This is a genomic window from Nocardia sp. NPDC052566, from assembly GCF_044547285.1.
Classification (GTDB): domain Bacteria; phylum Actinomycetota; class Actinomycetes; order Mycobacteriales; family Mycobacteriaceae; genus Nocardia.
Window position 1 is genome coordinate 534,803 of sequence record NZ_JBIUAF010000002.1, and the last position, 14,187, is coordinate 548,989.

Genomic DNA, 14,187 nt, shown 5'->3' on the forward strand with positions numbered 1-14,187 from the left:
TGCTGGAGGCCGGGCCACCGGTCCACTCGAGCGTCCTGTCCGCCGGTCCGCTGTACCTGACGCCACTTCCCGTGGCGGACGGCGATATTGCCCTGGTCGATACCCAGATCGCTGACCTGGGTGACCGGCCTCCCCGCACACTCGATGGTCGTCTCTGGCCGGAGAGCGGCCCGAATGCCAGCCACCTGCGCGTCTTCGACCGGATGCCGGAGGCGGTGGATCCGCGAGCGATCACCCAACTCCGTGAGCTCGTCACCCGCGACCCCGAAGCCGTCCGGGCCATGGTCAGGACCGCGCCGGACGCGCCAGGCGCGGTCGACGTGCGCCTGGTGGTCGACGGCAGGCCACGGTGGGTGCGGGTCGGCCGCACCGGCGACTGGCACGGGAGGGTGAGCGACAGCGACGCGGTGTGGCCGCACATGATTCTCGCGGCTCAGCGTCAGGCGGTCGCCCATCACGCCCTCCTGGCGGCGGCATACGCCGACGAGGCGGGCGCGGCACGAACGTTCGTCTGGACCGGAGGACGGCGACCGATCGGCGACTCCGATGTCGAGGAGTTCCAGGTGCTGCTCCCCGGCCGGACCTCGCCGGTGTGGCTGAGCGTTACCTGGCTGGAGGCCAACAACATTCAACTCCGGTTGGCGGATCCCCCGCCCCAGCCCTACACCGAGGTACCGGACGCCTTGCCGTTGCGCGGTGCGGGAGTCGACGAATCAGACTCCACCGCAAGGGGTTCGGCTACCGACGTAGAGTCGGGGCGCGCCGCAGGAACCTCGCTCAGGCCGGTGCTCGGGCAGATCGGCGGTATTCGCCCGCCCGGAGTGGACAGCGTGTGGGAGTCGCAGCCAGGGGCCGGAAATTGCCTGTGGGAGGCGCTGGCGCGGGCCCTCGGTGTCGACGTCACCGATCGAGCCGCGCACCGGGACTTCCGCGTCGGTGTCGTGCGAAATATGCTGGCGAACCCGGATTTGTCCGTGGGTGAGTTCAAATCCTCGGATTCCTCGAAGGATTCGGACCAGGAACGTCGTGCCGAGTTCGTGCGCCAGCTGACGGAATTGCTGGAGGAGGGGACATGGAACAGCGCCGCCGCTGATCGTCTGTTGCCGTCGGCGGCCGCCGCGCTGGAATTGAATCTGGACGTGTACCACTCGGGCGGCGGCGTGACGCGTCTGCATTTCGGGTCGCCCGAACAGCAGCTGAACACGTTCATGCTGGACCGATCCGACGGCGGCGCACACTATTGGGTTGCGGTGCACAGACACGGTGGCAGGGTCGTGGACACCGTCGACTTCGAGCATGTGCCCGGCGAATCACAGGTCCGGGCAACGCATTCGACCAGAGGCGGTATGGAAGACCTTGCCTGGCTGGATGAGGCGGATGCTGTTCTCGACGAACAGGAGCTGCGGTCTGTCGTCGCTGACCTCGGACCCGAAGACCTTGCCTGGCTGGATGACCTGAACACGGCTATCGATGACGAGGACCTGCTGTCCACGGCGGCCGCGCCCATGCTGCCCGGCTCGAGCCCGGCCGTCACGCCGCAGCAATTCGATCGGATACGCGAAATGCTGGGTGCCGAGCCGATGCCGATCGCACTCGACGCTGCCGAGGCGCGGTTGCGTGAGTCCGGTGTCGGAGTGGTTTTCCAAGACAGTGACGGTACGTTTGTTCGCGCGAACACGGTAGCCGCGAAAACGGCTTTCATACTGAGTATCAAGCTGCCCAGCGGCAAACGCACATCTTCCACGTTCAGCGCACTCGATGAGCGCCGGGGTGTGCGCCAGATCTGGATTCGCCGGGATTACCTGTACCCAGGTGCGGCGGAGTCGCAGTCCGTGACGCTCGTGTCCGAGATTTCCGATTCGATTCCGGTTGTTGTGCGTTCGCAATTCGATCGGATACGCGACTCGCTGGGCGGCGAGCCCGTGCCGATCGCGCTCGAGGCCGCAGCAACTCAGCTGCGCTGGCCCCGTATCAGGATGGTGTACGTCGATCCTACCGGGCGGTTGTTCCGAAGAATGACATTCAGGCGACATGCCGCGAATATCGCAAAGTCCAACCGCGCCATACTGGTTGATTTCGGATACGTCGACGACGGCGGAAAAATCAAGAGCTCGACTGTCACATTCGACTGGTTCTTGAAGGGACTGGCCGAACGCGGGGTCGGCGAGGTGTGGATCGATGGACGTGGCCTGGATCATCGGCTCGCGGTGGATCCGGCGCTGACGCCGCGAGCGGACGTCGGGCAGCGGGCTCGGTTGTCGCGGGAGGACTTGCAGGAGGTTGTGGTCGAGCCTTCTGGGGACTGCTTGTATGAATCGGTTTTGCGTTCGTCCGGTGTGAGTTTGCTGCCGCTGGAGTGGCGGAGTGTCGTCGACTTGCGCCGCGCGGTCCTGAATTGGATGGTGGCGCAGAAGGTTTGGGACAGTGACGAGTACGGACTGCGCGACTGGTCGTATGAGCGGGTGGAGGATGCTTTGCGGCCGGGACAGTGGGCCAACGCTGCCGCCGACATCGCTCCGATAGCGTTGGGAAGTCTGCTTTCCCGGTATGGGATTTCGTTCCAGGTGGTGTCCGGTTCCGAATTCCGGGCCGGTGGGGATGGGTCGCCCGAGTTCATTCGTGAGGGTACGGTTCAGAGCTTCGGGCCGGCGAACGGCGCACGGCTGACGGTCCTGCATGTCGGGCAGGCGCACTACAGCGCGACTGTTTCCGCGTCGGTCGACGAAGGGCGGGCGGCAGCGGACCTCGAGCCGCATATCGATCAGATTCGTGAATTGCTGGGCGGCGAGCCCGTGCCGGTCGCACGTGAGATCGCCGCGGTTCAACTGCGGCGGCCCAATATTCGGATTGTGTACCGAGATACCGCGGGGCAGTTGGTTCGTGCGAAAACATACGAAAGGACCGAGAATAGAAGACATAGAACGGATGTCGGCGTCGTCAGTATCCTGGCGCATACGACCACCATCGTGGACGGCGTTGTCACGTCCCGCGGAAATGCCGTGTTCGACAGCATTATGCGGCGTCTGGCCGCCGCGGGCGTGAGCAAGATCTGGGTGGCCCAGCATGACCTGGGCCCGGGCGCGGCGCGTCTCGGCGTGCGGTCCGAAGTCGTCGAGCGGCCGGACACCCCGGCGGCTCGGGACGAAATAGTCGAGTGGTCCGAGGAATACGGCCAGTGGTTCGACCTGGAGGGCTCGGTCACCGAGGATCCGTCGGTGGCTACGGAAACCGGCGAACTCGGCCAGGTGCAGACTGCCGCGGTGATCGGACCGGATGCGCGAAACCTGCTCAGCACGTTGGGTTCTCGGCGAGAGCCCGATTCGGACGTGGAATCGGGGGTGTCGCCAGGCCCTGAGCGGGGATGGGCGAGTTCGACCAAGCGGCGGCGCGGAACCGCTGGCACGCGGGCGGCGGTGGGAACATCCGCGGTGTCGGCGCGGCATGGTGCCCAGCCCATGGTGGCGCACGCCGCGCCGCAGAGCGCGGCGGTCGCCGTCCCACCGGCCGACCTGCCCCGCGAACCGCTGCCGCCCGCATCGGTGCGGATCGGCCCTGGTCTTGTGGTCACCGACAGCAACGGCACGTACCTCCCGGTGGAGGGGCCGGTGACGGTGGTCGGTCAGCCGTCCATCGATGCGGCCGGGCGTCGGTGGGCCGAGGTCGATTTCGGAATCGGCTATGTCGGCATGGTGCGCCTGGATGTCTTGGAGTACGGCCTGCGGCCGGCCGGGAACGGTTCGAACCAGTGGCATCCTCGGCGCAGCGGCATCGTTCTGGTCACCGATGACGGTGCACTCGATGTCGTCCGGTTCGCCGAGGGGCATTTCGTCGCGGCCCGGCGCGACCCGAACGGTGGGATCGAGGTGCGTGGACAGGGAAACCCGGGCGCTCCATGGCATTTCATACCGGATGTGTTCGTGCGGGGCGGGATGCTCGGCAGCGCCCCCGCCACCGGACCGTTGTTCGGGCCCGCCGGACCGGTTGTCGAGGATGTTCTGCAAGGCGACGTCGGTACTTGTTTCCTGCTGGCGCCACTGGCGGGTTTGGTTCGGGCCTATCCGCACCTGATCGCCGAGATGATCCAGCCGCTGGACGGCGGAGATTACGCCGTGCGGTTCTTCGAACAGGGGCAACCGGTCTGGGTGCGGGTGGATCGCGAGTTCCACATCGACGCGCAGGGAAGGGCGGCCTACGCGGCCTATCGTCCTGGCGGCCCGTTCTGGGTTGCGCTCATCGAGAAGGCCTACGCGGCGCGCTTCGGTGACGGCAACGGATACGCCGGAATCGATCGGGCGAATGAGAGTATCGGTGCTACCCGGCTGATTCCGCCGTGGTTCCTGGACCGAGCGGGTGTCGTCCGTTCCGGCCGGGTGGTCGACGATCCCGGCTTCGCGCACCCGATGTACTTGCGGCCCGATGTACTTGCCGGACTGGTGAGCGAATCCGATACTGTCGCCGCCTCGTTCGCCGCGGCGGTCCATGATCTGCGCGCCGCGTGGCGGACGGCGATCGACGAGCGCTACGAACAGGTCGAACGCGCGCACAAGCTGGTCGTCGGCCTCGATCCGGCGGGCGCGGCAGCAGCCTCCGCGGACCGCTCGAACCTGCTGCGCAGCACCGACCCGCGCGGCGCGGCCGGGTTCGGGCAGTTCCTCGGAGACGTGATGCCCCAGGCGTTCCGTGCCAGGCACGGAACGGACATCGGCGCTGAACGTCTCGCCCGCATGATCGCCGCTCTGACCGGTCATCTCCAGGCGTGGGAGTCCGGTAGACCACTGCTGGACAGGACGATGGCCGTCGATGTCGCCGTTCGGATCGAGGCCGCTCTGGCCGCGGGGGCGGGCGTCACACTGAGCACCCGCGAGCTGAACGGTCATGACCTGCTTCCGTTCAGCGGGCTGATGGAAGGCCACGTGTACACGGTGATCGGAGTGCGTCGCGACGGGAGTGGTCCCACCCACCTGGTGCTGCGCAATCCCATCGGCGGCACGAGCGGGTACACCGACCTCGCCCACCTGAATCAGTTCGAGGATCTCACCGTATTCGGTCCGGGGGCCGAACTGCTGTATGCCGGGGACACGGTTCCCACTCACCGCTTGTTCCCGATTCCCGACTACCGCGAATCCGACTGGGGTTCGGACGAATCCGGTTCGGACAGCGACTGGCTGGGCGGTTCCGACGCGGAGATGGTCGGCGGTTCCGCGTGGCGCAGGCTGACCGGATCGGCGTCGGATCTGGAGGTCACGGCGGCCGAGTCGACCGCGTACGCGATGCCGGGTGCAGAGCACGAGCCGCCGTCGAACATGCGCACCTCGATGCCGCCCGCCGCGGTGACCATTCCGGATTCCTTTGTGGCGGTGAGCGATACCACCGGGCAGGTGCATCGGTGGGAACCGGGTTCACTCGTCACCGTCCGACCTGACGCGGGTAACTCGGCCGAGCTGGAGATTCTCGTCGAGTCGACCGGTGAATGGTTGCCGATCGGCGATTCGGGGCCGCTGAACATCGGGATCGGGAAGGCGAGCGGGCCGCTTTTCGGTGCCGAGGGCGCCGTGCTGCCGAGCCACGTCGAGCAGGGCGCGGTCGGCGACTGTTATCTGCTGTCCTCGCTGGTGGGGCTGGCGGACAAGAATCCGCAGCTGATCAAGGACATGATTCGTGAATCCGTGATCGACGGAGTGCGCCGGTTCGCGGTGCGGTTCACCGATCCACAGCACGGATCGATATGGGTCCAGGTGGACGACACCTTCTACCTGAACTCCCAGGGGCAGATGAAGTACGCCGCACACGACGCATCGCGGCCGCTGTGGCCCGCGGTGATCGAGAAGGCATGGGCGGCCTTCCACGGCCGCGACCGCGGATACCGCGGCATCGCGCTCGGCATGCCGGGTGCCACCGCGGGTCAGCTGCGTCCACCGACAATGCCGGGCAGTGCAGGCCGGGCACAGCCGACGCGCAGCGTCGACGAGCCGATCTTCGCGCATCCCTTCCAGCTCGACCGCGACCTGCTCGCCGACCTGGTGGACAGTCCGGGCTTCGCCCATCTGCTGCTGGATTGGGAGGATCGATTCGAGTCATCCGGTCGCACAGTGGATTTCGCGACATTCGTCGCCGATGAATCGGCGCGTGCGATCTCCGCCGTGCGACAGGCGCTGGATGAGCACGGGCCGTCGAACCTGCTCGACCTGGATCGGCCACGGCTGGCCGAGGTCATCGGCGGCGATGCCCTCGCCCACGCGATCAGAGAAGCCCTCGACGGCTGGGCAGGCCTCGGCGGTGCTGAGTCTTTCGGCACTTTCCTTGCGGCACACTGGGAGAAGCCCCAGCAGCGGCTCCGAGCACACCTGTCGGCCTGGGCTTCGGATACCGAGCTCGCCGACACCACGGTCGCGGTGTGGATCGCGGAACGAATCGGCTATCTGCTCGATCGCGGTGACACCGTTACCCTCTCGACCAGGCAACAGCTCTCGGACACGTCCAGTGCGCTGCGCCGAGGGCACGCCTATTCCGTAGTCCGGGTAGAACATTCAGCGACGGCGGATACGCCGACCGCGATCGTGGTGCGCGACCCCTACGACACAACCACCGAAATCCCCATTCCCCTGGCGAATCTCAACCGATTCCGCGCCATCAACTCCTCGGGCCCCGGCACCATGTTCGCCTTCGGCGCCGCCCCCACCGCGACCCCCGCCGGCCCGGTGACGATCCGGGAGCCGGATGCGGTGGGCGCGCAGGCTGGTACAGCGGCCGCCGATGGCTTCCTGCTCGGTGACCATCTGGTATCCATGCTGTCGAGCGAACAGGACGGACCCGCAACAGCATTCGAGCGCTCGGCGAGGCCGGCGCCCGCGGGCTCGGCGGTCTTGCCGCCTCCGGATCTGGTGGCCACGATGCCGCCGACTCGATTCAAGCTGTCGAGCGACTACGTGATCGTGACCGATGTGAACGGGAGGTTGGACGCGATCGCCTTGACCGCCACGCTCGCCGAGTCCGGGGTGAGCATCGTCGATGGCGCGGAAGTTCGTGAGGTGCGCAGATCCGACGGTACTTCGCTGAGAATGTTCCTCGCTGTGCTCAACAGGGCCTTCGAATACGACCCGGCTCAGCGCAACTGGCGCCCGCGAACCGCCGGGCTGTTCTCTATCGATGACGCTCAGCAGGTCGTTCAGTGGAGCGGTTCCACCGTCCCCATTCAGGTGGATCAGCACGATCCGAGAAGGATCGCCGTGTTGCGACCGGACGGTGGATGGCTTCGAGCCGTCATATCCAGGGGATCGCAGATCGTCATCGGCAGGGCGACCGGTGAGCTGTATCGGAACGGCGGGCCACGACCGGAAGACGTCGAACAGGGCAGCATCGGGAGCTGCTACCTGTTGTCGAATCTGATCGGGTTGGCCGAGCGCAACCCGGACCTGATCCGCGAGATGATCTACGCGCACGATGTCGTACCCGGGCAGAATCGCGCGTTCAGTGTTCGGTTCTACGATCCGGCGAACAACAGCTGGGTCTGGGTCAAGGTGGACGACACCTTCTACCAGGACGCCGCAGGAAACATGATCTACGCGGTGAACAACCCGTCGCGACCGTTGTGGCCCGCGTTGATCGAGAAGGCGTGGGCGGTATTCCGGGGTGCGGAAAGGGGATACGAGGGCGTCGACGGTGGGATGACCGGGTCGGCAGCCGGGCAGTTGCGTCCCCCGCTGATTCCGGGTTTCGCGGATCGCGTCCAACCGACACGCGATGCCGAGACGGCATTGCTCCTCTTCTCGATCGGGGCGGACCGGGAGGCGCTGACCGGCATGGTCGGCGGCAGTGCCGGTCTCGCGCAGCTGATCGCGGGTCGGCCGGGTCGCGCGGCGTCGGCCGAAATACTGTGGGAAGAACTGGAATTCACCGGTCTCGAGGTCGCTGTGAGCCTGGAGGGCGCGAATCTCAGACCTGCGGATCTGCGAACGATGGACTATGCGGAGCTGGTCGCGGTCGTGGGGGATGAGCATGTGGCGGCGGCGCTCATGGATGTGCTGCCGCAGTGGCCATCCGACGACAGCATCGATGACGACTTCGATGCGTTCACCTTGTTCCTGGTGGACCGGTGGCAGGCGTCGGCGACGGACCTGCACACCCGTCTCACAACGTGGGAAGAGGGTGCCGCGCTGACAGATATCACCGAGGCGACGTGGATGGCCGAACGGATCGACTATCTGCTTCGGCGAGGTGACACCGTCGGCATGCGGACGAGTCGGCATGCCGGAGATCCGCTACCGACCGGCGTCGAATTGCTTCGCGCCCACTCCTATTCGGTTGTCCGCGTGGATCGTCCGAACGCGGAGGACGGGAGACGTAGTGCGCCGACGGCGGTGATTGTGCGGAATCCGCACGGCGGCCCCGAGATCTCCGTACCACTGAACCGACTGAATCAGTTCGACATGATCGGCTCGGCGGGACCCGGCACTCTGGCGATCTACGGCCAGAGGGCCGACACCGATGCCGAGGCGGCGAGCACGGCGGCGCATTCTGCCGCGGCCCGCACCGGCGCCGGGCACACAGCCGAACCGGAGCTTGCCGTGCCGCCGCCGATCCCACACGCCACGCGACCCGATGTTTCGTCGTGGGGTGAGACCGTCGCCGAGGCTCCCGCGATTCCGCGCGCGACTCGGCCGGACGTTCCGCCGCGGTCAGAGTTCATTGCGGCTCAGCCTGTTCCGCGCGTGTCGGGACCCTATGGTGCCGGACCAGCGAGGTTTGTCGATGGGGACGCGGGGTTGCCTGAGGGCTGGGAGTCTTTCCGTGCGCAGTTCACGAAGCCGGTCGCGGGTTCCGTGACGGGGTACGACGGGCGGCCGCTGTTCGCGGGTACCGATATTCCGGTATCGGCGCGCAGGACATCGGCCGAGCCGCTGTCGTTCGACGGCCTGCGTCCGGTCGACGGGAAACCCATGGAGCCCGGCGAGGACTACGAACCGATCTCGATCGTCGATCGCGAGAAGTTCCGGATCGTGGTGGGACCGGATGGGCGGTTGTATTCGGCGGACGGAGCGGTGCTCGACACCACATGGGCCGCCGACCGGGGTTCGGGCACGACGCGCGACTTCGAGGCGTCGCAGAGCACCGCGGATCTGCCGGAACTGCGCGCCGTCATGGTGATGGATGTCTACGGCAATATGTACGCGATCACGAAGGAACAGCAGCGTCGGCTCGGCCCCAGCCGGGATTTCACCCACGCGTCGCTGCTCGGCGGTGCACCCGCGGTCGCCGCGGCGGAGATCGAGGTTCGTGCCGGGGTGCTGAAGGTCATGGTCGATTGGGGTGGGGAATACGACTACGACCTCGAGGATTTCGCACTGGCGGACCTGAATGCGGAAGCGCTGGAGTACCTGCGTGCGCAGACCGTGGGGCTGCGGGTCGCCGCGGACTTCGAGCAGCTGAGTTACGACGAAGCGGCCGCCGCGCTCACTCCGGCTCCGGCTCCGGCCCCGGTGGATGCGGCGCGAGCGAGGGAGCGCATTCCGGCGGCGGCCGTGCGAATCCCGAAGGACGCGACGGTCACGTTCGCGGCGGGTGGAACTACCGTGACATTGGCGGGCGGAACTACGGTCGCGATGCGCGTGGACGAGGCCGACCCCGTTCGGGTTTCGGTGCGAGAACCCGGTGACAGCATTCCATCCGTGTGGCACAGGGTCGACCGCAAGGTGCTGGAAGACGCCGGTATCCAGGTGCCGACCTTGAAGCGCGTAGCCGGTCCGCTGTTCGGGCTCGACGATATGCCCCGTGCCTCCGATGTGAAGCAGGGCGGGGCCGGAACGTGCTATCTGCTCGCCGATCTCATCGGCTTGGCGGCCCGGCATCCGGAGTGGGTGCGTCAGATGATCCGTTCCCGCGCGGATGGTGATCTGGAGGTGCGATTCATCGAGCAGGTCGGTGATGGGCGGGTGACGTCGGCGACCGGCGCGGTGGAGTTCACCCAGCCGACCCGGCGTGAGGTATGGGTTCCGGTGGATCGGCGATTCCACGCCTACGGCGGGAACATGGCGTATGCGGCACACGAGGGTGGTCAGCCGTTGTGGCCCGCGCTGATAGAGAAGGCTTGGGCGCTTTATCGCGGTAGGGAGAAGGGATACGCGGGAATCGAGGGTGGGCTTCCCGGCGAGACGGCGCGTGCACTGTGGCCGGCGGATCCGTCCGGCGTGGCAGGACGGACACTGCCGATCCGTGAGGTGGACGACGCCACGTTCGCTCACCCGATGATGCTGAGTCTGGATGCGTTGGCGCAGTTGGCCGGCGATGACCGTGAGGTCGCGCGTGAGTTGCTGGATCTGGATCACGGCTGGCGTGATTACTTGAACAGCTGGGGCAACGGCCGGACGTGGGACAAGGCACTCGCTGAAGAGCGCAGGATCAGGGGACTCGGCCTGGCCGCTGGTGATGCCACATCGAAAATGGCGCAATGGATGATTGCCCATGATCCGCGCACGGCCGACGGTTTTCGAGCGTTCGTGGAGGAGAAGCTGGGCGCCGAGCGCTGCAGGCAACTGGAACCACAGCTGAAGCTCGTCTACGCGGAGATGGCGCGGTGGGAATCCGTTGCGCCGCTCGATGATTCGGTGTCGACGCGATGGGTGGCCGACCGGATAGCGAATCTGCTGCGACGAGGCGACACGGTGACCATGACCACTCGCCTGCTGCCGGACGGTGTGTCTACCCATCCCGACACCCACCTGTCGCCCAATCACGCATACTTCGTGTCGGCCACGGCAGTCGATGAGGACACGGGCCGCGTGACGGAAATACGGCTGATCGACCCGAATGCGTGGCAGCCCGGCCATCGGTTCCGGGCCGGTGTCGTGATTTCGCCGCGGCACCTCAACCAATTCGCCACGGTGACGTCGGCGGGTCCTGGCACTCGGTCGGCATATGGCTGGGACAACATCGCGCCACCGTTCCGTCCGTATGCATCGGCTCCGGAAGGTCGAACAGAGCAAGCTCCGCCTGCCGACGGCCGAACCGGCGTCGACTTCTTCGATCCCACCGCATTCGGCCGATAGTTTTTCGGCGATGATCGAGATCCCGCAGGATCTGCAATGGCTCGGCTGGCTGGTCGGTGTCGACCTGCCCGAAGGTGACGAGGACTTGCTCTTCGCCATCGGAAACGCCTGGAGCGAAGCCGCGAAAGCGATTGCCGCACAGGTCGATCCGCTGACCCAGGCGCGGCGGAAAGCCAGGGGCGCCTACCGGGACGGCGTGGGCGCCGAGACCATCTCGGCGCTGTTCACCGACCTGCTCGACGGCGATGGTTCGCTGGCCACCTTGGCCGCCGACTACGACGAACTCGGCAGTGCCGCTTTCGATTTCGGCACCACCGTGCAGGCGGCGAAGCTGATGATGATCGTCTCCTACGCCATGCTGGCCGTGGAGATCATCTGGGCGTGGCTGTTCCCGCCGACCGCGCCCGCGGTGGAGGCCGCTGCCATCACCGGAACCAGATCGACGCTGCGGCGGGTCGAAGACCTGGTGATCACCCGGATCGAGCAGGTGATCCTGCGGGCCTTCGGCAGTGTCGGGCAGCAGGCGTGGACGAAGCTGGTGGTCAAGAACCTGGCCACCTATGCGGTGAAGGGTGCGGTATCGGGTGGGCAAGCGGTACTGGTGGACGCGGCCGTCCAGGGCGGGCAGCTGGCCGCGGGTACCCGGCGCCATTTCAACGGCAACGAGGCACTGCTCTCGTTCGGCGCATCCTTTGCGGGCGGACTGTTCGGCCGGGCGGCCGCGCACTGGGGTGGCATCGGTTTCGACGCGTCGATCGGCAGGCTCACCCACCGCCTCGGCCGCGCGGCCGATGTGGGCCGAGGCGCGTCGATCGGCGCGTTCGCCGGTGCGGCAGGCACGGTCGGCGGTGCGATGGCCACCGCGATGAACAGCGGCGACTGGCAGAAGGCTTTCACCGCAGGCGGTTTCGCCCTCGGTGCGTCGGGTGGCGGGTTCCGCGGCGCGGTGGCGGGTGGTTCCCGCGGCCTGTTCCATCTGAATCGAGTACCGCGCAGTGCGGCGCGCACCGGCTTCCTCCGGCACTTCCAGGTCGATGCCGAAGGGAACGTGTACGTCCCGGCGAGCCGGGCCGCCGCGGTCAGCGGATCGGTGACGGGCCAGCCCGTTTCGCGCCCCGCGCCGGCCGCACGGCCTTCGGTCGACCCTGCTGTGGAGTCGACGCCGCGGCATCAGCGCAGGCTGCGTGAACTCGATCGCCAGGACGCGGCCGAAATGCGCGAATACCACCGCCAGGTGCGCGCCGCCCAGCCCCAATTGCGTGCTCAGCCTTCCGAATACGCCGAAAACCGGCCAGGGGCTCGCGAGCGCGGCACCTCGGACGGGCCGGATTACGTCGAGAACAGGCCGCGAGCTCGCGCAGTCGGTACCCCGGAGGGGGTGGAATCGACCGACCGGCAGCCGCGGTGGGGTGCCCGCATGTCCGACCGCGCCCACACCATGCAGAACCGGGCCGATGCGGCCCAGCAAACCGCCGACCGCGCGCAGGCAGGCGCCGACACGGTCCAGCGTCGCGCCACCATGCAACAGACAAGGGCGACAACGGAACACAATGCCGCCGAGCAAGCACGGACGAACATCGGACAAGCACAGCGCCTGCTGCGAACTGCCGAGATTCGCCTGGAAACGCTGCGCGCGACCGGCTCCCGGCATGTCGAGCGGGCCGAACTACAGGTCGCCCGCGCCCGCGCAGAGCTCGCGAGCGCCGAGTTCGAACAGACCGCCGCCCGCCTGCGAGCCGACGCACACCAGCGCCGAGCCGACGAATTCCAGTCTCGCGCAGACGAATCGCAACGCAGAGCCGATCTCACCCAACACCGCGCCGACGACCTGCGCATGGTCCGCGTCCATCCCGACGTGATCAACCGCAGAGCCGACGCCGAAGCCAACCCGACGATCCGCCCGATCAGTGACGAGCACACCTGGTGGCAGCGAGCCCTGCTCCGCAGCGAGCAACTGGGCAAGGAATTCGGCACCGGCGGCCCAGGAACCGACCACTACCAGCCCAAGGCCACCGACCTCCGCGCCAAGACCCGCCCCAAACTCGACCGCTACCACCAGCCGACGATTGAACCGTACACCCCGCCACCGGCCCCCGACCCGAGCGTCTGGGAGCCACCGCCCCACTCCGAAACCCCCACGCCGCCAGCGGATCCCGAGCCACCGGAAGCCCCACACCCCAACCCGCCGGATCACCCCGAGCCTCCGGAAGCCCCAACTCCGGACCGATCCCCACAGCCGAATGACCCCCAGAACCCGGATTGCCCGACCTAGTTGCCGCCAGATGGACGTTGATTCGTCGAGCGCAGTCGTATGGCCCTCAATTACGGAGTGTCGCAGGGCCATTCAACTGCGCTCGACGAATGAGTGAAGTTCGGACCTGTGCCTCGTCACATCACCGACATGGTGTCCAACGCGGAGCCGGAGCAGGTGAGTGCCTGGTCCCATCTGATCCTCACCGCCGACAGCCTCGAAGAGATTTTCGGCGTGTACTGACGGTGGTTGATGCCGCAGTGCTGGAGCTGTTGATCGTTCAGTTCGGTTCCCAGGCCAAGTAGGCCGCCATGCCAACTGCCGGTCGCGCTGAAATCTTACTGGTGCAGCTGTTCACGAAGTTTGGATTGCTGCCCTGCCACATTCAGTCGCGCGACTGCTCGAACACCCTTAGTTCGTACAGTGTTTCGGCCCTCGTCGCGCACAATCTCGGCTTCAGTCGCCCGCCCTGACAAGAGTTGAGCTGTGCAGCAAGGGATTGTCGTCGAGTCGGCCACGGATCTGCATTCCGCCGCGGTGGTGATGGACGGTGCGGCCGAGGCTGTTCGGCGGGCGGTGGCAACTCTCGCGGATACCTTGACCCTGCTCGGTGATCCGATCTCGGTGCGACACAGTGGAAGTGGGCAGGCCGAGGCCGCCGTCACCGCGAGCAGCGGTGACAATCCGCCGTGGGGCACCGACTCCTACGGCACATCGTTCGCCATCGGCGATGCGGGCTACGTGAAGCTCAGTGTCGGCCTGTTGCAGGGCGGATTCGATCTGGCGCACACCCTGTCCGCGTTCGCCGACGGAATGGGCCGGGCCGCAGGAGATCTCGCTATCTCCGAAGCGGACGCCACCACAGCTTTCGCCTGAGTGCCCAGTAGAGCCAGA

The 14,187-nt window shown here is 66.8% G+C and carries 3 protein-coding genes (1 of these 3 running past the window's edge); all 3 read left to right on the forward strand.

Translation table 11 applies throughout. The annotated features are described in order from the left end of the window. Positions 1–11,042, forward strand: partial view of a C2 family cysteine protease gene (locus ACIG5A_RS09690; RefSeq protein ID WP_397239741.1) — the 3' end only. 20,770 nt of this gene lie to the left of the window's left edge; 11,042 of the gene's 31,812 nt are visible here — the last part of the coding sequence; its start codon lies beyond the left edge, outside the window; it ends in the stop codon at positions 11,040–11,042. A gap of 10 nt (positions 11,043–11,052) precedes the next feature. Beyond that, positions 11,053–13,314, forward strand: a complete 2,262-nt coding sequence (locus ACIG5A_RS09695) for a hypothetical protein (RefSeq protein ID WP_397239742.1) — start codon at positions 11,053–11,055, stop codon at positions 13,312–13,314. 465 nt (positions 13,315–13,779) lie between these two features. Further along, positions 13,780–14,169 (forward strand): hypothetical protein, encoded by a 390-nt coding sequence (locus tag ACIG5A_RS09700; protein WP_397239743.1) that lies wholly within the window; start codon positions 13,780–13,782, stop codon positions 14,167–14,169. Positions 14,170–14,187: the final 18 nt, after the last annotated feature.

Coding starts and splice junctions, on each gene's coding strand:
- ACIG5A_RS09695 (WP_397239742.1), top strand. CDS start 11,053: ATGATCGAGATCCCGCAGGATCTGCAATGGCTCGGCTGGCTGGTCGGT.